Raw genomic sequence first — 20,899 nt, 5'->3', positions numbered from 1 at the left:
TGGGGCCTATTCAAGTACCACTTCGAGATCGAGGTGGCACAGCCTGCGATAAATCTCTTCCTTGCGTTCACGTACGGCATGGTTTTGCGCCAACAACTCGCAGCAGCTATGCAGTAAATTCAGCACTTCCAGCGCAAGATCGGGCTCCCAGGCACACAGGCCTGAGTCCTGTAATGTTTGGTCGAGGGTTTCGAGTTGGGTCTTGGCCAGTTCGTATTTCTTGGCCATGAAGCACAGCCGCGCGAGGGCGAACTGCCAGAAAAATCGAACGCGGCCGCCGTGGGCGCCTTGCAGGCCTTGCTTGAGGATTCGCACGGCGGCCTTGAGGCCGTCCTTGCGCAAAATCGGCAAGACTTCTTCGAGCGCCAGTTCCCAGGGCGGCTGGGTGTCGGCGGTCTCGACAATGCGTGGCGCACTGGGGCTTTTCAGGTGCGGCATGACATTGGCGCTGATCCAGGCGCGGGTGGCAGGGTCGGCAAACGGCGCGCCGTCGTGGAAGCGTAATTCGACGATGCCAGGCAGATGCTGAACCAAAAGCGCGAAGTGGATTTCCACTTCGCGCATTGCCATCTCGGCGTTCAGTGCCTGGAGACACTCCCAGACCATTCGTTGGCCATCGAACCAAAACGGTGCCTTCGCCAGGCTCGCCTCCAGTTCCACAAGCAGGTCGGCGTATTTGCCCTGATCGTAACGGTCCTGATAGGCCTTGAGCTTGTCCGCCGGCAAGCCGCGCAGCGCGGTGATCTGTTCGGCGTTGCGCTCGGGGACGGCGTCGATAGGCAGCCACAGCAACGTGCGATTGAGGCGCAAGGCGCGCAGGTCGGTCGCCTTCTGCTTGAGCCACCAGGCACACAACGGACGGGCATTTTCCTGCTGGGCACGCAGGGCCTTGTGGGCTTCCTTTTCGTTGTCGATCGGAGCGCCGGGGGTGAACAGCTGCGCGGCGGCTTGTTTGACCTGAGCCACGGCAGCACCGACCACGCCGGGTTCCGGCTGGTTGTCGGCGGCGCGTTGCACCCTATTTTTCAGGCGGCGGGAGATCGGCAACAGCAGCGGCGCGTCATCGCCCAAGTGCTCGGTGCACGCGGCATCAAGGCCTTCCAGGTGTTCCACAAGACGGCGGAACATCGGCAACTGCTCTTTGATCGCGATATTTTCGGTCAGCACCTGCTCAAGACGCGGCACCAGCCAACTGATTGCCGCGGAGCGGGTGCGGGCCTTGTTCGGGTGGACTTCGGCCCAATGACTTTCGCACAGGTAGTGCAGCAAACCGAGACCAGCGAGCAGTCCCTGAAAAGATTCGCGCTGGTACAGCGCCCAGGTCAGCCAGGCACCGACGCGCAAATCCTTGGACTGGGTGCGCAGCAGGTTTTCGCTGTTTTCACGGATTTTCAGCCAGTCGATCTGACCGACTTCGTGCATGGACGAGCCCTTGGCCAACTCACTTTCCAACGCCTCATAGTCGCCCGAAAAGCGAACATCCTCGCCCGCGAAATTCTCTTTGGAAATAGAGACTTTTGCGAGATCGAGATAATGCGCAGACAGTTTGTTTGAGTAGGACATCCTTAGCCTTTAGTGTTGATTTCACTCGTATGCCAATTGAAGTTTCAGTGGCTTGGGGAGTTAACGAAGAGCCATGAGAAATCACATCCAATTGAGATTTTACAAAGTGGATGCATCGGGCAAACGTCACAGCCACTGGCTGTCACTTTATTAAACAATTTGGCGCGAGATGTTTTGTTGACTTTCGAATATCACCCTAAATTACGCTGAGCATTTTTTAGAAGATTCGAGTTCAGCACAATGGAGATTTCCCTGTAAAAAATTGATCTCGAATCGCTCGACAGGAGGTCGAACCTCCGCCTTGGAAACAGGGGGCGAAGCATGACAAGACTTGAAAAAAATAAAAGTAGGACGTTTCCGAAAATGTATTACGCAACGTGAGTATGTGATGGAAAAAGTCAGTCACCAGCGAGCCATCGTTTTGATTGCACGGTATTGTTTTAACTCGGAAATTCTTCTCACATTTGCCAAAATCGAAAGAAAATCAAAATTTTAATAACTACCCCTACAAGCGCTGCCTACCTGGTTCACAAGGCTTTGTATGCGGAACGCTCTTACAAGCGTCCGGGAAGTTTCTTACATCAATATGTTTCAAACCTTGTTGGCGCGAGTTGAATTTTTTCTTTCGCATAAACGCCGTGACCTATTGCGGGGAAGTCGCTTTGCGGCAGAGTTGCTCCCCGAGTTTCGAGGCTATCGTTATAAGCATCTGGAGGTACAGGCATAGAACGATATCAATAGCTTCTCTTTTCCGACGACATCAGTAATATTCGGTAACTCGGGAAGTTTCGCACACAGTTTCTAGCCCCTTCCTACATCATTCCTTTACCGCGCGCTGATAGTTTTTCGGATTCTTGTGACTCGATCAGTTGAACCATGACAAGTGTGTCGTAACTTTTTATCTCTTTGCTCAAGGATGAGCTAAAAAAGCAAAAGGATAAGCGCATGTTCGCATCGGCTAATGCCGCGCAATTCACCCTTACGATTCCGACGGTTCGCAACGATTTTAAAGTGCTGGCATTTGAAGGTACTGAAACCATCAGCGCGTTGTACTCGATCAGCGTCGATCTGGTCAGCAAATACCCGGATTTCGATCTGGAAAGCTTGCTCAACCAACCTGCATTTCTCCAATTCGGCCTTACGGGCGAAGGCATTCACGGCCATATCAATGGGGTGTCCGTGGGCGATGTCGGCAAACGCCTAACGCGCTATCGCATGAACCTGGTACCGGTACTGCACGACTTGCAGTTCAGCCATGATCAGCGGATTTTCCAGAACCAGACGGCGCCTCAGATCATCGCTCAGGTACTAAAGGGGCATGGCATCCAGGCCGATGCGGTGACCTTCCACGTCAGAACGAGCCCCGAGCGCAAGTACTGCACTCAATACCGGGAAAGTGATTTCGAGTTCGTCCAACGGCTGTGCGCCGAGGATGGCATTGCCTGGCATCACCAGCATTCCCGGGAAGGTCATGTGCTGGTGTTCACCGATGACCAGACATACTTCCCCAAACTGGGTGAAACGCCCTATCTGCAAGACGCCGGCATGGTGGCGGAGCATCCGGTGGTCAACCAGTTTTCCATGCGTTACAGCACTCGCCCCAGCATCGTGACCCGCCGTGACTACGACCTGAAACGCCCGAACCGTTTGCTGGAAAGTCGCTTTACTGCTGAGTTCAGCCCTGAGCTTGAAGACTATCGTTATCCGCAATTTTTCGAGAGTGAAAAACACGGCAAACAGCTCGCTCGGCAAGCACTGGAGCGACACCGCGCCGACTATCAATTAGCGGAGGGCAAAAGCGATCAGCCGTACTTGCGCAGCGGCCACTTTTTCAGCCTGACGGATCACCCACGTGGAACGTACAACGATCTATGGCTGTTGCTCAGTGTGACCCACTGCGGAAAACAGCCCCAAGTGCTCGAAGAGTCGGCCCCCCTACCTAGAGATGGTTTTACTCAGGGCTACCGCAACAGTTTCAGCGCACTTCCCTGGGACGTGTTTTATCGGCCACCACTGCCAGCACCACGGCCGGCGCTGGTCTGCCAGACAGCCCGCGTCACCGGGCCTGTCGGCGAAGAGATCTACTGCGATGAATATGGTCGCGTCAAAGTGGAATTTCATTGGGACAGGGCTGAGCACAACAGCGAGAAAAGCAGTTGTTGGCTACGGGTGGCGTCCAGCTGGGCGGGGGATTATTTCGGCGCGGTGACTATTCCGCGTATCGGCATGGAAGTCCTCGTCACCTACCTCGAAGGCAATCCTGACGACCCGCTGATCACCGGTTGCCTGATCAACAAGGTCACGCCGGCGCCCTACCCCTTGCCCGAGAACAAAACCAGAACGGTACTGCGCAGCCACAGCTCGCCGCACACCGGAGGCTACAACGAACTGTCGATTGAAGACCGTGCCGGACTGGAACTGATCTACCTGCGCGCTCAGCGGGATATGGAACAGAAGGTCGAGAACGATAGCCGACTGGACGTGGGGAATGAACGCAAGGAAACCATCAAGGGCAACAGCATTTCGGTGCTCGGGGCTGAAGAACATCGCACGGTTACGGCCGATCGCAAGGTTCAACTCAAGGCCAGTGACTATCTGCAAGTTTGGGGGAGCAGCCACAACCAGATTGGCGAAGCGTTGGTGGTTGAGGCCGGTGAGCACGTCCATATCAAGGCGGGTGCCAATTTGGTGCTGGACGCGGGCGCCAGCATTACGTTGAAGGCAGGTGGTCACCATGTCGTGATTGATGCGGGTGGGGTGTTCAGCAGTAGCGAGGTTGAGGTCGGTGGTTCGCCGGTGACGGGGATGGCGGCGCATGCGTTGTTGCCGGGGACGGTGGCGGGGTTGTTGGCGGCTGTTGTGCCTGAGCCGTTGGAAGAGGATCAATTGGATGAGCTGGAGGAAGAGGAGGAAGAAGTCGAAGAAGAGGGAATTACTTTGCGGATCGGGGTATTTTTTGATGGGACCGGGAATAACCGATCCAACAGTGAGATGGTTGCTGGTTGTTATGCGCGGGATGTGAATCTGCTGGAGGAAGCCGAGGATATTCAGCGGTTTTGTGAGGCATATGGGTATGACGCTAAGGGGAACACGCCGGATACCAGTTATGGGAATGACACGAGTAATGTGGCGAAGCTGCATACCCTATACACAAATGACAGTGAGCGGCTATTGGCTGATGACGAAACCATAGGGTACATCCCCGTTTATCTGGATGGCATCGGTACTAGCAGTGGTGAAGAGGACTCACCTTTTTCACTAGCAACCGGCGTGGGTGCACAAGGTGTATTAGCGCGGGTTGCACAGAGTCCATCGCGTATTCTAGAAAGGGTTGAGCGGTTCAAGCTATTTAATCCTGATCGAAAAATTGCACGTGTCGAGTTCGATATCTTCGGTTTCAGTCGCGGTGCGGCAGCTGCACGGCATTTTGCCAATGAAGTAAAGAAAGGAAAGAAGAGTCCATTGGCAGCGCTGCTATCCGCCAACGCGACGCTATTTACCGAGGACTTTTCCTGGTGCACCAACACCGATGTCGCTATCAACTTTATCGGCATTTTCGACACCGCTGCCGCAGTAGCTAGCGTGGCTGACGGCGACTTTAGCGTCCACGACGCCAACAACCCCGGTGTCAACTTGTATCTGGCGCCCGATGTGGCAAAAAAGGTCGTGCATTTGGTGGCGCGGGACGAGCGCCGCCATAACTTCTCACTCAACAGCGCCGGTGCTGCTGATATCAAGCTGCCTGGCGTCCACTCTGACTTGGGTGGCGGGTATATACCCAACTTCATTGAACGAGTTCTGCTGAGCAAGCCGCGCTGCAGCCTCGATGTAGATTTTCACGTGCCTTCTACATCGTCAGCCGCGTATCGCTGGGCCCAGCAGGAGCTGGGTCGCCTTCAGGATCAACTCAATCTGTATGGGCTAACACTAGAGGTGAAAACCTGGGCGGTGGAGATGACTAGCAACGCTAAAGGCGACAGATCCAAATCGAAAAATGTTTATGCGGCAGTCCATAGCAAGCGGACTGTGCACAACGATCTGGCCTTGATTTACCTGCGCATCATGCGGGAGTTGGCAGCGAGAAATGGCGTGCCTTTCCGCGTTATCAGCGGTAAAGATCCAAAATTAGCTTTACCCGAGGAGCTCCATACCATCTCGCAAAAACTGATGACGTATGCGCTGGGCGAAACTCGTAGTGCGGGCTTGAGCGTGTTCGAGGAAGAGTTGCTCTATCAACGCTACATTCATCTATCTGCCAACTGGAATGCGGCCAAAGGCTGGAACAACAGCGACCTGAACATCGTATTCATCAATCGCCCCGCCGAAAACTATGAACGCGGGGTGCATCCAAATGAGTAAGCGCCCATGGAGAATCACATTAGGCTTTGCGCTGCTAACTGCGTTGTTGGCGGGATGTGTCTCTCACGAGATCAGATCATTACCTTACGACGCTTGGAGCCTCGATTTTTTTACTCCCGACTATATGGAAGTCTGGATCGAAACGGCAGATGCCGTGGATATAAATGAGCACGTGTTTCGAGGGGCGGGTAGCGGTATACCGGCTATGGGGTATCCACGTGCGATGAGCAAAGGCGTACCTTCCGAGTTCAGGGGCAAACCAGCGGGATGGGGAGAAAATCCTGGGGGAAAAGGCCGTTACGTCACCGGGGCTGATCTGCCTCGTTTGGTCTATGTACGCTGGCAATCCACAGCAGAACCGCAGACCTACGAGGCTTACATCGAGATCCCCCAATCAGCGCGCAACACCATGCTTAAAGGTGAAGAAGCTTTTTGCGGGGCTTCTGGCAAATGGAAAACCGATTACCGAAAGTTTTTGACTGTCGGCTTGGCGCCAGGAGGGATCGCCAAGGTGTGGGTTGGAGGGCCCTGTCTTAAATCGACCGAGGTCACCCGAGTCCAAGGCACGATTAGTCCAGAAGGCCCATACAGTGGGCAGTCTGACGGTGCCTATTACCCCCTTCAGGAGGAGTCCAAAGCCTACATCGACAAATTCGGTATTCCCTATGGAAGTTGGTAAAGAGTACGAACACTTCCGGTGGTTAAACGCCGCCCGACAGCGGATGTCGTTGATATCAATGAGCAGGTGTTCCGGAGGGCGGGCAGCGGCATACCGGCTATGGGATATCCACGCGCGCTGAGTAAGGGCGTACCGTCTGAGTTCAGAGGCAAACCGGCGGGATGGCGAGAAAATCCAGGAGGAATGGGGCGGTATGTAAAGGGCGCTGATCTACCCCGGTTGGTCTACGTACGTTGGCAGTCGATGGCCGAACCGCAAACCTACGAAGCCTGCTGATGGAGCGGGCGCTTGATCATCTGCAAGCGCAAGAGATGGCGGCGCATAGCGCCAAGGTGTTGCCAGTACTGAGCATCCCCACGCAAAGCGCGTGGGAATGCTTAAAGACCTACAGAAAACTCAATCAAGCATTCGGGCAAGGCACCGGTGCCCAGTCGCCCAAGTCCGGGTTTTTGCACATGCTGTTGACCTGAGTGGTGCCAGCGCTGGCGACCTGTTTGCTTTCAGCCTGTTTGGCTTGTGCGGTCTGCAGGGTTTTCTCGGTGGTGACCGCTTCTTTCGGCACGGTTGGCAGCACGGGTTTTTTCGCCGGTTTCACTGCTTTTTTGCTCTTGGTCGGGGTCACGGCTGGCGTGGTTTCGGCGCTCGCCACGGTGACCACGTCGGTGCGCTGCACGCCGACTTGCTGCAGGTCTTTTTCATAGGCCTGGGTGTAGTTGCTCAGGTCTTCGCTGGCTTTACCGTTAACCGCGACGATCAGGTCGTTGGACTCTTTGAGGCCCGCGACGATTTCTACCAGGCGCTTGCGGCCCTCGGTGTCGTTGACGGTCTTGGCCTTGCGGTCGGCGACCAGTTTGGTAAACGCGTTCTGGTAGCACTGCTGCGAAGTCTTGGCGTACGCAGTGCTGCGATCGATGTCGGCGGCGCTTTTGTTGACGTCGGTGGCGTAGGACGCGATGCGCTGGTTGTCATCGGCGATCTGCTTCTGGCGCTCGGTGTAGTAACCGGCCGCGCCGCCTGCCAGGGCACCGCCCGCTGCACCGATGGCGGCATTGCGGCCACGGTTCTCGGAATCGGTCAGGGCGCCCAGCAGTGCACCGCCGACAGCGCCGACAGCCGCGCCGGTGACGACCGACTTGGTCATGTTCGAATCGGTGGCACGCAGATGCTGCACCGGCTCGTAGCAGTTCGGGTAGTACTCGACCTTGGTGCTCGAGGCGACCTTGGAGGTCGGCGACGTGGCGCAACCGGTCAGTACGGTGCTGAAGCCGACGGCGATCAGCAGCAAATGACGCTTGGAAAGCGAAGCAACAGGTTTACGGGAGGAAAGCATAGGTGTGTTCTCTTTTAAGTTTGACTAGCTCAGCACGGCCCACCGCCGCCTGAGTCCCTTCCAAGCTCGCTGTACAACGAACGATCAAGACCGCTGAGCGTTCGATGCGAGCAATTCCTTCAATATCGCCGCCGGGTCGGCTCGTCGTTGCTGACGATAATCACCGACATGGCGAACGAATAACGTCGCGCGCGTGACCAGGCTCTTGCCCAGTACCGGCTTGCGATCCAACTCTTCCTTGATACGTTGAAACTGCGCCTGGATCACGGCATCGGTATAGCGCGTGCCGGTTGCCAGGTTGTCGATGTAAATCGCCACCGCGCCGTCCAGCGCGCTGCGGCCGTTGTCGATGGCCGTGGCGAACAGCTTGGCGCTGGCCTCGTCCTTGGCGTCCACGGCCTGCTGGCGACTCTTCTGTAAATTGGTCAGGCGAATGTTGTAGTTGTTGACGGTTTCGGCCACCAGGGCCGCCGACTGGATCAGGTTGCCGGCCGCTTCCTCGCGCTGCTGGGCGATGAGCGAGACGTTGCGCTTGAGCTCTTCGTTGACCAGCCCCAACTCGGCTTGCAGGCGCGGGTCGATGCTGGCGGCGATGATGCTGTCCAGGCGTTTGGTCGGGTCCTGGGCGTCGTCGATGGCATCGGTCAGCGAAGCCAGCCGACCTTCTTTCTGCCATTGGGCAAACAGTTCCTTGTAGCGCGAACGTGGCGCCGACAACGCGCCAATCGCGACCCGGAACCCGGTGGTTTCGTTGTTTTGCTCGGTGCCGTCGGCGGCGAACAGCGGGTACTCACGGCGCATCCCGGTGAACAAGGTGCCCTCGCCTTCCAGGTAATTGCCGCCCTTGACCACGAAGCCACCGTAGGTGCCCTGACGGCGTCCGGCATGCACTAGCTGGAAGGACTCCTGGACCATCTCGGCGGCGTTGCCGATTACGTCGAACAGGCCGATGGGGTTTGGCAGTTTGGTGCCGATCGGCATCAGACGCGCTGCCTGGCCGGTGCCACCGGCGACCTGATTGAAGACGGCCCAGTCCGCCAGTGGCCCGTCACTTTCGCTGCCTTCCAGACGACGGGGAAACAGGCGCCCTTCCAGGTCTTGACGGCTAATGGCCTGCCCGCCACGGGCCGCAAATTCCCATTCAACCTCGGTCGGCAACCGGACGAAACCCAGCCCGCCCTCTTCAGCCGAGGTGCCGCGACCGCTCACCGGTAGAAGGTCCTTGTGGTATTTCATCAACCAGGCGCTGTACACCGCCGAGAAGCGTTCGGCCTCGAATCGCGACAATTTCACTTTGGGCAAACGCCCGGCCATGCCTTGCGGCGCCTCGGCTTGCAATGCCTCGCAGGCCGGCGCTGGCTCGCCGCTGGCCAACGATTGCGCCTGGGCCATGACCTGGGCGTATTGGCGGGCAGTGACTTCGTATTTGCCGATGAAATAGAGCATCGGTTTGAGCGGCGTCTTGGCGTCAGTCTTGGGCATCAACGGCGTGATGGTCTTGCCCCAACCCTTGGGCAGATCCTTGAGGGTGAACTGGCCGTTGATAAAGTCCCGGCGGTAACCGGAGATGAACGACTGTTGATAACCGGCCTCGCCCTCACTGAATGGATAGCCGAGGCTGATCTCGCGGTCGTCCAGAGTGCCCTGGGCCAGAATGTAGACGTAGCGGAATACCATCTGCCCTTCGCACGGCAGCGGCAGGCTGACGTCATCGGGCAACGGCTTGGGGTTGTCCAGTTTGTCTGTGCTTTCATCAGCCCAGACCATGCTGGCCAGGCTCAGCGCCACGGCGGCGCCCAGTAACTTATACATCTCTGACTCCTTCAAACGCCTGGATACGCGCCACTCGCCAGCCACCACAGGCCGCTGCCACGGCGCTGACGCCGAGCACGGCCACCAGGGCCAACGCGTAGTGACGCGCCAGCAGATGGCTGGCGTACTCGCCTGGCATCTGCACAAATAAATGGTTCAGGCCCGATTGCGCCAGGCCATACAGCCCGGCACTCAACAGGGCGGCAAGGCCGGCGCTGTACAGCGCCTGCAACACCACAAACCAAAGCAACGCTGCCGTGGAAAACCCCAGCAGGCGCAACACTGACAACTCTCGGCGCTTGCGCTCCACTGCCGCCAACGCGCCGGCAAAAATCGCCGCGAACGCTCCCGCCAAGGCCAACCCGGCGATGATCCAGAACACGATCGACAGGTTGCGGCTCAGCGATTGCACCTGGGCGATGGTCTGAGCCTGGGTCGAGACCAGCAGGTTCTGCGCAGCGAAGTACTGACGCAGCGGCTCGACATCCTTGAGGCTGCGGGCATACAGGCGAAACGCCGGATACACCCGCTGCGCCAAAACGCCTGCCGTATCTCCCGGCCAACCGAACGCTGGCACGGCGCGGCCGTCCCGGTAATCTTCAGCCGCTTCCAGTAACGTCAACGGCGCGAACAATCCGTCCCGGGCGAAGGCTTCCAGCGGCAGAACGTGCAGCACCTGGACGCGAGTGCGCTGCGCCTCACCACGACCGGCCACCTGCCGGCCGAAACTGGCCTGCAGCCAATCACCGGCCTTGGCCCCGAGCTTTTCCGCGGCGGTCTGGCTGAGCAGCACCTGATCCAACCCTTGGGGCACCGGCAGATTGCCGAGCAAGGGGTCGTTGGCGACGGTGGGGATCATTTCGACGGTTACCGTCGCAGCGTCAGCGGTCAGATCCGCCGTCGCGGCAATTTGCCGGGTGCGCGGCAAGGCGAAAGCCACGTCGCTGCGCTGGCTCAATTGTTCGATAAACGCGGCGCTGAACCGGCCGCCGCCCAAGGGGATGACTTCCCGGGTGGCCGGGTCGTTTTCCAAGCGCTCGGTCAAACTGCTGACCAGGCCGAATTTCAAGCCGAACAGCACCAACAGCGGTGCGACCACCGCCACCAACGCCAGAACCGAACAGGCCGACAGCCACGCATCGTTGCGGTAATCCTGCCAGGCAAGGGAAGCCACCAGCGCGCGCATCAGCAGGCCTCCCCGAGGGTGGCGGTGACACCGCCATCGACGTCGCGACGACAACTGATGCGCCGCACCTGCAAACCGCTGGCGCGGGCCAGCGACTCGTCGTGGGTGGCGACAACGCAGCACACGCCGTGTTCGCGGGCCTGGGTCACCAGTAACTGCATCACGCGTTCCGCGTTCAGCGGATCGAGGGCGGCGGTCGGTTCATCGGCCAGCAGCAGACGCGGCCCATGGGCCAGGGCGCGGGCGCAACTCACCCGTTGCCGTTGACCGACGGACAAGTCGCCCGGTTTTTTGCCCAGTTGCTCGGCGATATCCAATGCCCCGGCCAGGCGATCCACGCTGCCGTCGTCTTTCAAGCCGAGCAGTTTTCGCGACAGATCGATGTTGCCGCGCACGTCCAGAAAACCCAGCAGGCCACCGGTTTGCAGCACGTAGCCCAAATGCCGGCGGCGCAGGTCCGCCAAGGCACTTTGAGCATCTGCACGCCACAGCCCGGTGATGTCCGTCCTGGTTTGGTCGGGCGCAAAATCGAACTGTCCGGCCTGATCCGGAGCCAGCACCAGCGCCAGCAAATCGAGCAACGTGCTTTTGCCGCACCCACTGGGACCGACCACCGCCAGTTGTTCACCGGCACGCAGTTGCAGCCGTGGAATCACCAGGCTGTAGCGCTGGCTGCCGGCGCCCCGGCTTTTGTGCACCGCGCTCATGTTCAGCATCACGGCAGCGTCGACAACGGAACGCGGTACAAGGCATCACCCGGTTCGGCATCGCCGAAACGCACCCAGTTGGCCAGGTCGTTGTGGAAGGTTTCGTAGAGGCGGATTTTCGAATCCAGCTCGTCGATAAAGTCTTCCTGCTCGGCCACACTCAGGGAAAGCCACAAGTCCTGAGTCATGCTCAACGACTTGCTGCGGTAAGGCAGCCCTTCCAGGTACTCACCCAGAACCCCGCCATCGGCCAGGTTGCCGCCCTTGCGCAAGGCCGAAGGATCGCGGCTCATGTAGGCACTGGCGCTGGCGATTTCCTGGAAGAAATTCTTCGGCGAGGTCTGGGTCTTGCGGGCGGCATCGACGATCAGTTTCAGCGATTGCTGCAAGTCGTTGAGCTGCAATTTGGTCAGCATCACGCACACCTGAAACGCCGGCAGTGCCGAGTTGGTCAGGTCGCGGTCGGCGGTCCAGGCGCTGACCAGTTGCGGCGCCTGACTGGCGGCTTTACGCCCCAGGAAGTCCATGTGCATCGCGTAGCCGACGGCCGCCGATTTGTCGCTCAGACTCGGCGCGGCGCTCAGCAGCGGCACGGCTTGCGGCTTGTTGCTACGCACCTGATGCACCAGGTCGGCAAACACCGAACCGATCTCGTCCACCCGCTCACCGAACTTGCGCACATCGGCGCCCGGCACCGGAATGTACAGGTCGCCGATCTGCGGATTGGCATCGGCGGTCAGGGTGCGATATTGGCTTTGCGCACCACCGTGGGTTTTCTTGCCAGCATCGCTGAGCAGGTGCAAGGCGTAGATCTTGATCTGCTTGCCCAGCGCTGCCTGACGCACTTCGGCCTCGTTCATTTGCGTGGCGGCATACGGGTCGTTCTTGCGCAAGGCACCGGCATCGGTGACCAACAGGATCAAGCGCCCGCCATAACCGTGCCAGTCCATGCCCTCGACTGCTTCCATCACACCGGCAAACGCATCTTCGTTGAACGAATGGCTGGAAACCGTGGACGCCTTGACCTGCCGCGCCAGGTCCATGAAGCGCTGCGGGTCGCGGCCCTGCTCCAGGGTGATCAAGGTTTTGGCGACGTATTCCAGGCCCGGGGTTTTCTGGATACTGCTGCGAAACCCCACCAGTCCGAAGCTGACGCTGTCCTGCTCGCCGCGCCCGGCAATGCGGGTTTGCAGTTCGTGCACGACGTCGCGCACCTGATCGATGTAGGGCTGCATGGACACGGTGGTATCGACCACCAGCACCACGGCGGTGCGGAACGCGTCGGCGTTAGCGGTAGTGATTGGCGTGTTGCTGGCAGCGACCTTCGGAGCATTACCGGGGTCGATGGACGCCACGTTCAGCAACTGCACCGGCTGACCGTTTTCATCGAAGCTCTCGCGCGAATCGAAGATCGGCAACAGGTAAAACTGGTTCTGCGGCACCGCGCTGGCCGCCGGTTCCAGGGCCAGCACGCGTTGATTGTCTTCAGGGTTCTGCTGGGTCTTGAGCAGCAGGTTTTTGGCCGCCGACGGATCGGCCAGCAGCTTCTCCACGTCGCCGGGCTGACGCAGGAACATCACCGGCGCACGACCGGAGCGTTCGGTGAACTTGAGCACCAGGCTCTGCTTCCAGTCGCTGACCTGCGCGGCCGGCAACCAGCCGTCACTGCGCCCGTCGGTGGCGGCGCCGACCCGCAGCCACGGGCTGCCATCAACCTCTTTGCGTTGATAGACGTAAAGCACGGAAAACGCCGGCAAGGCCTTGTCAGGCGCGCCCCCCGCTTCGCTGGCGAGCTTCGCCCCCGGCTTGCTGAGCACCCGCTGGAACAAGGTTTTTTTGCCGGCCATCAGCAGCGGACGTTGACCGCCATCGACCTCCGCCGCCGCCACGGCTGGCTTCATCGATGGTGGCATGGCGGGCGCCGTATTGAGCGGGGGTGTAGAGGTCGTCGGTGCTGAAACCACCGGCGTCTTCACGTCGGCATCGACTTCAGCATCACTGCCCAACCACCAATAACCCATGCCGCCCAAGGCCAGCGCCACGGCCACCGCGACGGCAGCGAGTGCGAACACGGGGCCCTTTCGCTGCTCCGAGATCGAGGACTGCGGCGTCGGCTTGACGGTCGGCGGAACTGGCGCAGTTCGGGATTGAGGCTGCGCGGGGCCGCTAGGTATGTCGATGGACACCGGCGTCAATCCCGCCAGGTCATCGCCGGTCGATTTCAGCGACACCGGAATCGCCAACGGCTGAATCAAGGTCGCTTCAACTTCAACCGATGCCTTGGGCAGATTATCCAGCGCCTGCAACAGCGCTGCCGCGTCCGCAAAACGCTCCGCCGGATTCTTGGCCAACAGCTTGCGCAGCACGTCCTGATAACGACCGTGGTGCACCGGCAGCTCCGGCAACGGTTCGGTCAAATGCGCCAGGGCCGTGGAGAGCGCGTCGTTGCCGGTGTACGGCAGCTTGCCGACGAGGATTTCGTAAAGCACCACGCCCAGCGCATACAGGTCGGCCCGGCCGTCAATGTCCTGGCCGCGTGCCTGTTCCGGGCTCATGTAGCTGGGAGTACCGACGGCGAAACCGGCCTGGGTGAATTGGGTGCGGTCGTCCAGGGACTTGGCGATGCCGAAGTCCGAGAGCACCGCCGTGCCATCGGCACGGAACAGAATGTTCGCCGGTTTGACGTCGCGATGCACCAGCCCCAGCCCATGGGCATAGCCCAGGGCCGAGGCGATCTGGCGGATGTAGATCAGGCCCTGCTCCGGCGTCAGGCCGGCGGCGATACGTTCCTTGAGCGTGCCGTTGGGCAGGTACTCCATGGCCATGTAATACAGCTCACCGACATTGCCGATGTCATGGATGGTGACCGTATGCGGGTGAGACAGGCGCGCCAGGGTTTTGCCTTCACGCAGGAAGCGCTCGCAGAAGCTCGGGTCGGCCGCCAGCGCGGCGGCCATGATCTTCAATGCCACCTTGCGCTCCAGCGAGCGCTGGGTCGCGAGGTAAACGCTGGCCATGGCGCCTTCGCCGATCTCATCGCCGATGTCGTAGCCGGGGATCAGAATGTTCACGGTGGGGTTCATGAAGGCACCTTCACGACGATGACGGTGATGTTGTCCGGAGCGCCGCGCATCAGGCCCAGGGACACCAGGCTGCTGGCGATCTCCCCAGGCTCGTCGTGGCTCAGCACCTCGCTGATTTCATGGTCCTCGACGGTCTTGTTCAACCCATCGCTGCACAGCAGGTAACTGTCGCCGGGCATCAACAGCAGCTCGACCATCGCCAGGTCCAGTTGCGCATCGACCCCGATGGCGCGGGTGACAATATTGGCCCGCGGATGCACTCGGGCTTCGGCTTCGCTGAGCAGGCCGCTGTCCTGCAAATCCTGAACGTAACTGTGGTCCCGCGAGATACCTTCAAGCAGGCCGTTGCGCAGGCGATACAAGCGGCTGTCACCCGCCCACAGGCACACACCGCGCAAGTCACGCGTCGCCAACACCACCACCGTGCTGCCCATCATGGTCACGCCGCGGTTGGCGGTTTCTTCACGCACAGCGGCGTTGACTCGCAGCAGATCGTTTTTCAGCGCCGCGACGTATTCATCCAGCGAACGGCCTAAGGCAATTCGGCGCAGGCTATCGACAATCAGACTGCTGACGTAGTCGCCCGCCGCGTGCCCGCCCATGCCATCGGCGACCACCCACAGGCCGTTTTCCGGCAGGTCCAGACAAGCGTCTTCATTAACCTGGCGAACCATGCCGACATGGCTCTTGCTTGCAGATTTGAAGGTTTTTCCAGCGGTTAGGCGCATCTACACAACACCTTCTTGGCCGAGCAAAAATTGCGCAAAATCGGCGGCGACAGGCAGGCCCTGACACCGCAATAAAGCGGGGGCGATACGCTCCGAACCCTGGCCCCACCACAGGCTTGTGCCTTCGCAGGCCTGTTCGGCAAGCGCGATCATTCGCGCCTTCGGGTCAGTGGCATCAAAGCGATGCAGGCCGGCAAAACGGCTGCTTGGCATGCGTGACAGGCACCCCGGGCTACCCAGCGTCTCCAACCCTGCACCGAAGGCTTCGAAGCTCGCCTCCACGCTCAACGTGCTCAACAGCAATTGCTCAACCTGTTCAAACCAGACATCCGGACCGCCCACCACCGACGCCGGATCAGCGTCGTGATCCAGCAGCACCGCGACGGTCAGCGGAAAATACCGGCCAACCCGATCGATGCTCGGCATCACCACCCCAACGGCGGCCTGCGGCCCACATACACCGGGCCCGACCATAAAGCGCCACAGCGGACTGACCAGATAGGCATCCAGCCAACGGTCCCCGAGGCTGGTCTGGCTGGCGAGCAGGCCCGCCGCCAGCCACGAATCCCAGGGGCCGATAAAACTCGGCGGCAAGCCTCGGCTGACAAAATCCCCGCGGCTGGCCAACTTTCCATAGAAGCCCGGCGTGTTCATAACCGCTCCGGCAAGCTGAAACCGCTGAGCACGCGGCTCTTGAACGGGTTGAAGGCGCTGTTGGCCCGCAGTTCATAAGAGGCGCTGGCACCGTCGACCCGCAGTCGCAGGTTGAAGCGATCCGGCGAATTGCCGGCCGTCAGATCCGATTGCTCCAGCAGACGGAACCAGGCCCAGGGCCCGTCCAGGGTGATCCCGGAACGACCGTTGGCCGAAGGCGGCATGATAGAGATCCGCACCACGCCGATGCTGCCGGGGTTGGGCCATTGCATGGAGGTCGGGCGGCTCGGGCCGTGGTCGTAGCTCAATTGCTGGCCATCGAGGTCAAGCAAAAACTGGCTGATGGTGGCGTCCATCGCCACTGGCTTGAGTTCGAAGCGCACCATCGGTTGGGTACCGCCGGAACGGAAAAACGCATCCCGGATGGTCGCTGCCCGCTGGAAGGTTTGCAGCACGCCCGGGGCGATACCGAGCTTCTGCGCGGCGCCCGGTTGCCAGCGCCAGGCCTGGGTCGAGGTATCCACGTACGGCTGCAGGTATTTGCGGAAGTAGTTGTCCATCACCCCGCCCACGCCGAAGAACTGGCCGAAGTCGTCCAGGGTCGCGTCCCGCGCACTGCCCGGCGACATCGGATAACGCCCGGCCAGGGACTGGCGGTAGATGTTCACCACTTCGCTGGTCCAGGCCGCATTCAGTTGATTGCGTACCCCGCCCATCATGCTGTTGGTGGTGGAGTTGACCACCGACTTGACCAGGCCCTGTACCAGCGGCGGCTGACGTTCGGCGTTGAGGCTGACCCGTGTCGCGGCCGCTGCGGCCTGGTTCTTGGCTTCGCCGAGCAAGGCGTCGCCGCTGGCGCCGACCATGGCGCTGACCTGCACGTACAGGGCGTTCATGTCGGCCAGCAGGCCGTCGATGGCCGCTGGCTCGCCGTCGTTCTTGCTGACGATGCTGTTGAGCTCGGCAAAATGCGCGGTGATCGGATCGTCACTCGCCTCAGGTGTGTTTTGCGTCGCCTGCTCCTGGCCGAGCAAGGTGCCCAGGCGCTCCTTGAGCTTGTCGACCCCGCCTTCCACCGGCGCGCCCTTGGCGGCCAGCAGGCGATCTTCCTGTTGCAGGTCGGTGTCTTTCGCCACCGCCACCAGCAGTTTTTTCAACGGCGAGGTCGGACCGGAAATCACCCGCAACACATCCGCGGCCTGAGCCACGCTGGTGATCGGCACAAAGTCGATATCAGCCAGCAAGGCGTCCCACTGACGCTGGTAATCCTGGAAATACAGGCGGCGCACGTCGGCGGCCAGGCTGGCAACGTTCTGTTGTTCTGACTGGTCGTGACCGAGCACCCACTGCTCCTCGGCCAGGGTGCCAGTCTGGTTCAGGCTGGTGAGTAAAAACCCTTGCCGATAACCCTTGGCCGTGAAGAAACCGCTCAAGGGTTCGCCCAGCGGCTTGCCACTCTTGCGCCTGAACACCAGCGCAGCATCGCGCCCGGCCGCTTCGTTGATACGAAAGTCCGGAATGCCGTCCGGCAGTTTCTGCCGCTTGACCCGGTCATAGACACGCTGGGCCACCGGCAGTTGTTGCAACTGTCGGCGCAGGTCGTCGATCAGGCGCGGGTCCAGACGTGCGGTGGGCGGATGGCGCTCGAACAGCGCCTGCAAGTGCTCCGCCAGGGCCAGACGCTGCTCGGCCGGCAAGTCGCGCGGCAGGCTGCGGTCCCAGTCCAGGGCGATCCACGCCTTGATGAAGTCGGCATCGTAATGCTCGCTGTCGGCGAGCATCAGGTAGGCCTTCAAGCCTTCATAAAGGAAGTCCGAATTGCCGCCGCCGTGCAGTTGTTCTTCGATGCGCGTGAGCAAGCGTGGCGCGAAGACCGCGATCAACAGCTTGCGATAGACGCTGGCGGACTCGGCTTCAAGCATGTCGCCCTGAAACAGGCCCAGGCCTTCGGCCCAGTTCGGCGCGTCGCCGGCCAGGTGCTTCACCGCGTTGAGCAACGGCAATACGGCGAGCACGTCCCGCTGGGCCGGGCTGAGGTTTTGCACGGTCTGGCCCAGGGGCGCGACTTTCTGATCGACTTGCGCGATATACGCTTGGTTGGCGCGGTAGCTGACCCACCACAAGGTCCCGACCACCAGCACCAGAACCACGGTCGAGGCCAACACACCCCGGGCAATCCACTTGCGCCGACGTTCGACTTTCGGGTTGACTCCCACCAGCCCACGCTCGGCAAAGGCCACGGCACTGAAGAGTTTTTCGATGAAGTAACTGCGCCCGGTGCCGTTCTGGCGCGCCAGATGTTGGCGGTCCAGGCTCATGCTCTCGGCCATGGAGCCGATCAGACGGTCAATCGGGCTGCCTTCCTGGGTGCCGCTGGTGAAATACACCCCGCGCAACAGCACCCGCTCTTCAAAGGCGTTGGGTTTGAATACGCCCTCAAGGAAGCTTTGCAGGCAATCCTTCAACGCGCTGAACTGCTGCGGGAAGCCGTAGATCAGATCGCGCCGCGCCGGGTCGCGTTCCTGTTGCAAACGCTCCACCAAACGATCGTTGAGGCGCTGCTCGAGGCCAGCGAATTCGCTTTTCAGATGGGCCAGCGGGCTGTCATTGCCTTTACCGTCGTCCAGGGCAAAGGTCATGCCCCAGACCTGAGTCCGCTCTTCCTTGCTCAGGGTATCGAAATACTCCATGAACCCCGGCACCAGATCGAGCTTGGTCAGCATCAGGTAAATCGGAAAACGCACGCCCAGTTGCGTGTACAGCTCCTGGATACGCTGGCGGATCGCGGCGGCATGGGCGGCGCGCTCGGCATCGCTGCCCAGCAGCAGGTCGGAGAGGCTGATGGCGATGAACGCACCGTCAATCGGGCGCCGGGGCCGCTGTTTTTTCAACAGGCCGAGAAAACCCAGCCACGCGGCTTTATCGACTGTCGCGTCGCTGTCCTGGGTGGTGTAGCGCCCGGCGGTGTCGAGCAGCACGGCCTGATCGGTAAACCACCAATCGCAATTGCGCGTGCCACCGACGCCGCGTACCGCCCCGGCGCCCAACTGCGCCGCCAACGGAAAATGCAGCCCGGAATTGACCAGCGCCGTGGTCTTGCCCGAACCCGGCGGGCCGATGATGACGTACCACGGGAGTTCGTAGAGATTGCGGCGCTCGTCACCACCCAGCTTGGCTTTCTTCAACAGCACCAGGGCTTCGTCCATGCGCTGGCGCAGGGTTTCAAGCTCTTCGGCCGTGGCAATGCTGGTCGGGTCCGGCGGGGTTTGCGCCGCCAGGCTGCGCATCACTTCGGCGGCCTGACGGCGGGCCTGGATGATGTGAAACACCCGGTAGGCAATCCACACCGCGAACACCAGAACGATCAGCGCCCAGCGCCGACCTTCGGGCACCAGGAATTCGAACAGCGGCCCGACAAACCAGATGATCAGGCTCAGGGCGATCAGCCCCAGCAGCGGGATGACCCAGCGGATGATAAAACTGAAAAACGCCTTCACTCGACCCCCTCCGCCAATACTGTGATTTCGACCCGACGATTGCGTGCGCGGCCCTCTGTTGTAGCGTTCGAGGCCAGCGGCTCGGTGTCGCTACGGCCTTCGGCGCTGAAACGCTCAGGCTGGCCGGTCTTGGCCGAGAGGATTTGCTGCACCGAAGCGGCCCGGGCCTCGGACAAGGCCCAGTTCGATGGAAACCGCAGGGTGGCAATCGGGCGATTGTCGCTGTGGCCGGTCACCCGGACCTGACCCTTGACCTTGCGAATGGCATCGGCGATGCGCAGCATCAGCGGCTGGAAATTGTCGACGACGCTGGCGCTGCCCGAGGCGAACAGTTCATCGCCACGGATGGTCACCACTGAACGGTCAACGGCATCTTCCACGGCCACCCGACCGGCCTTGATTTCATCGGCCAGGAAGCCTGCCAGACGCGGGCGCTCGATCAGTTTCGGTTGCACCACCGGACGGTCGATGGCCTGCACCGGGATTTCGCCCAGGGCATGGATGTTCTTGAACACCGGTTCAGCATCGGAAGCCAGTTTCAAGCGCAGGCCGAACAGCAGCGCCAGCAGCAACGCCACGCCGATGACCACGGCGATCCATGGCGGCATGAATTGCGCCAGCCGATCGCGGGCCACGGTGACGCCGCGCCAATGGGGCGAGAGTTCACGCTCGTAATCGCCACGGGCGCTGCGGATGACCGCACTGGTGCGCTCACGCAAGGCTTCCAGTTGGCTGCGACCGTCGTTCATGACCCGATAGCGCCCTTCGAAACCCAGGCACATGCACAGGTACAACAGCTCCAGCAGGTACAAACGTTCGCGGGGGCTTTGCAGACAATGTTCCAATAGCTGGAACACCTTCTCGCCGCCCCAGGCTTCGTTGTGCACGGTGATCAGCAGGCTCTGTTTACCCCAGTCGCTGGTGCCGCCCCACGGCGTACTTAACACCGCTTCATCCAGGGCGGTGCACAAGGCGTAACGGGCCAGCAACACATCGTTGCGCACCACGCCGGCGGCCTCGGCGCGCTCCTCGAACTGGCGCAGGTAGGCCAACAATTGCGCCCGCAGGCTCGCCGGCGCCGGATGGGCGATGGTGTTGCGCAAGCGGGTCAGCAGAGCCAGCAGCGGGCCAGCGGCGCTCTCCAGGGGGTTGAGACCTTCGGCTTTGTCGCTCACGAGCGGCGCAGCCGGCATCGAAAGCGGCGCGGGCTGGGCGCGGCCAGCCGCCGGGCGGACCGGGTCGGCGCCACGACCACCGGGGGTCGGCATGAACTGGGTACGATCGTCATTGTTCATCGCGGT

General features: G+C 60.6%; 12 protein-coding genes. 2 read left to right on the top strand and 10 right to left on the bottom strand.

What is annotated here, in order from left to right; translation table 11 throughout:
- Window positions 1-6 precede the first annotated feature (6 nt).
- The gene (gene tssA / locus F8N43_RS13425; protein WP_150653910.1) at window positions 7-1,563 is read right to left on the bottom strand and encodes a type VI secretion system protein TssA; all 1,557 of its coding nucleotides are present in this window, start codon (window positions 1,561-1,563) and stop codon (window positions 7-9) included.
- A gap of 945 nt (window positions 1,564-2,508) precedes the next feature.
- Here tssA and tssI point away from each other — a divergent pair.
- Together tssI and F8N43_RS13415 are read left to right on the top strand one after the other, a co-directional pair.
- Window positions 2,509-5,922 (top strand): type VI secretion system tip protein TssI/VgrG, encoded by a 3,414-nt coding sequence (tssI, locus tag F8N43_RS13420; RefSeq protein ID WP_150653909.1) that lies wholly within the window; start codon window positions 2,509-2,511, stop codon window positions 5,920-5,922.
- A complete protein-coding gene (locus tag F8N43_RS13415; protein ID WP_150653908.1) occupies window positions 5,915-6,601 on the top strand; it encodes a DUF2931 family protein in 687 nt (228 codons plus the stop codon). The genes tssI and F8N43_RS13415 overlap by 8 nt, the downstream gene beginning before the upstream one ends.
- Before the next feature lie 400 nt (window positions 6,602-7,001).
- Here F8N43_RS13415 and tagQ read toward each other — a convergent pair whose 3' ends face one another.
- From tagQ to F8N43_RS13365, 9 genes are all read right to left on the bottom strand, one after another.
- Window positions 7,002-7,931, bottom strand: a complete 930-nt coding sequence (gene tagQ, locus F8N43_RS13405) for a type VI secretion system-associated lipoprotein TagQ (RefSeq protein ID WP_150638161.1) — start codon at window positions 7,929-7,931, stop codon at window positions 7,002-7,004.
- An 84-nt stretch (window positions 7,932-8,015) separates the two neighbouring features.
- Window positions 8,016-9,743, bottom strand: coding sequence for a formylglycine-generating enzyme family protein (locus tag F8N43_RS13400; RefSeq protein ID WP_150638163.1), 1,728 nt, complete (start codon window positions 9,741-9,743; stop codon window positions 8,016-8,018).
- Window positions 9,736-10,929, bottom strand: a complete 1,194-nt coding sequence (locus tag F8N43_RS13395; RefSeq protein WP_150653907.1) for an ABC transporter permease — start codon at window positions 10,927-10,929, stop codon at window positions 9,736-9,738. Before F8N43_RS13395 ends, F8N43_RS13400 begins: the two co-directional genes overlap by 8 nt.
- Entirely contained in the window at window positions 10,929-11,645 is a 717-nt protein-coding gene (locus F8N43_RS13390; protein WP_150634687.1) for an ABC transporter ATP-binding protein, read from the bottom strand. Before F8N43_RS13390 ends, F8N43_RS13395 begins: the two co-directional genes overlap by 1 nt.
- Window positions 11,645-14,719 (bottom strand): serine/threonine-protein kinase, encoded by a 3,075-nt coding sequence (locus tag F8N43_RS13385; RefSeq protein WP_150653906.1) that lies wholly within the window; start codon window positions 14,717-14,719, stop codon window positions 11,645-11,647. The genes F8N43_RS13390 and F8N43_RS13385 overlap by 1 nt, the downstream gene beginning before the upstream one ends.
- Window positions 14,716-15,447 carry a PP2C family protein-serine/threonine phosphatase gene (locus tag F8N43_RS13380; protein WP_150638171.1) on the bottom strand — a complete coding sequence of 244 codons (732 nt, stop codon included), beginning with the start codon at window positions 15,445-15,447 and terminating at the stop codon, window positions 14,716-14,718. The genes F8N43_RS13385 and F8N43_RS13380 overlap by 4 nt, the downstream gene beginning before the upstream one ends.
- Window positions 15,448-16,101, bottom strand: a complete 654-nt coding sequence (gene tagF / locus F8N43_RS13375; protein WP_150638173.1) for a type VI secretion system-associated protein TagF — start codon at window positions 16,099-16,101, stop codon at window positions 15,448-15,450.
- Window positions 16,098-19,598: a type VI secretion system membrane subunit TssM gene (tssM, locus tag F8N43_RS13370; RefSeq protein ID WP_150653905.1), complete on the bottom strand. Its 3,501-nt coding sequence runs from the start codon at window positions 19,596-19,598 to the stop codon at window positions 16,098-16,100. Before tssM ends, tagF begins: the two co-directional genes overlap by 4 nt.
- Complete coding sequence (locus F8N43_RS13365) at window positions 19,595-20,893, bottom strand: DotU family type VI secretion system protein (RefSeq protein WP_150653904.1); 1,299 nt, start codon at window positions 20,891-20,893, stop codon at window positions 19,595-19,597. The genes tssM and F8N43_RS13365 overlap by 4 nt, the downstream gene beginning before the upstream one ends.
- Window positions 20,894-20,899: the final 6 nt, after the last annotated feature.

Origin of the sequence: Pseudomonas fluorescens (assembly GCF_902498065.1) — a bacterium.
Classification (GTDB): Bacteria; Pseudomonadota; Gammaproteobacteria; order Pseudomonadales; family Pseudomonadaceae; genus Aquipseudomonas; species Aquipseudomonas fluorescens_BJ.
The sequence above is the reverse complement of the archived record's forward strand: the minus strand, read 5'-3'. Positions and strand labels throughout refer to the sequence as shown.

What these genes read in the sequence shown, in the direction of transcription:
- tssA (WP_150653910.1), bottom strand. Translation starts at nt 1,563, where the DNA reads ATGTCCTACTCAAACAAACTGTCTGCGCATTATCTCGATCTCGCAAAA.
- tssI (WP_150653909.1), top strand. Translation starts at nt 2,509, where the DNA reads ATGTTCGCATCGGCTAATGCCGCGCAATTCACCCTTACGATTCCGACG.
- F8N43_RS13415 (WP_150653908.1), top strand. Translation starts at nt 5,915, where the DNA reads ATGAGTAAGCGCCCATGGAGAATCACATTAGGCTTTGCGCTGCTAACT.
- tagQ (WP_150638161.1), bottom strand. Translation starts at nt 7,931, where the DNA reads ATGCTTTCCTCCCGTAAACCTGTTGCTTCGCTTTCCAAGCGTCATTTG.
- F8N43_RS13400 (WP_150638163.1), bottom strand. Translation starts at nt 9,743, where the DNA reads ATGTATAAGTTACTGGGCGCCGCCGTGGCGCTGAGCCTGGCCAGCATG.
- F8N43_RS13395 (WP_150653907.1), bottom strand. Translation starts at nt 10,929, where the DNA reads ATGCGCGCGCTGGTGGCTTCCCTTGCCTGGCAGGATTACCGCAACGAT.
- F8N43_RS13390 (WP_150634687.1), bottom strand. Translation starts at nt 11,645, where the DNA reads ATGCTGAACATGAGCGCGGTGCACAAAAGCCGGGGCGCCGGCAGCCAG.
- F8N43_RS13385 (WP_150653906.1), bottom strand. Translation starts at nt 14,719, where the DNA reads ATGAACCCCACCGTGAACATTCTGATCCCCGGCTACGACATCGGCGAT.
- F8N43_RS13380 (WP_150638171.1), bottom strand. Translation starts at nt 15,447, where the DNA reads ATGCGCCTAACCGCTGGAAAAACCTTCAAATCTGCAAGCAAGAGCCAT.
- tagF (WP_150638173.1), bottom strand. Translation starts at nt 16,101, where the DNA reads ATGAACACGCCGGGCTTCTATGGAAAGTTGGCCAGCCGCGGGGATTTT.
- F8N43_RS13365 (WP_150653904.1), bottom strand. Translation starts at nt 20,893, where the DNA reads ATGAACAATGACGATCGTACCCAGTTCATGCCGACCCCCGGTGGTCGT.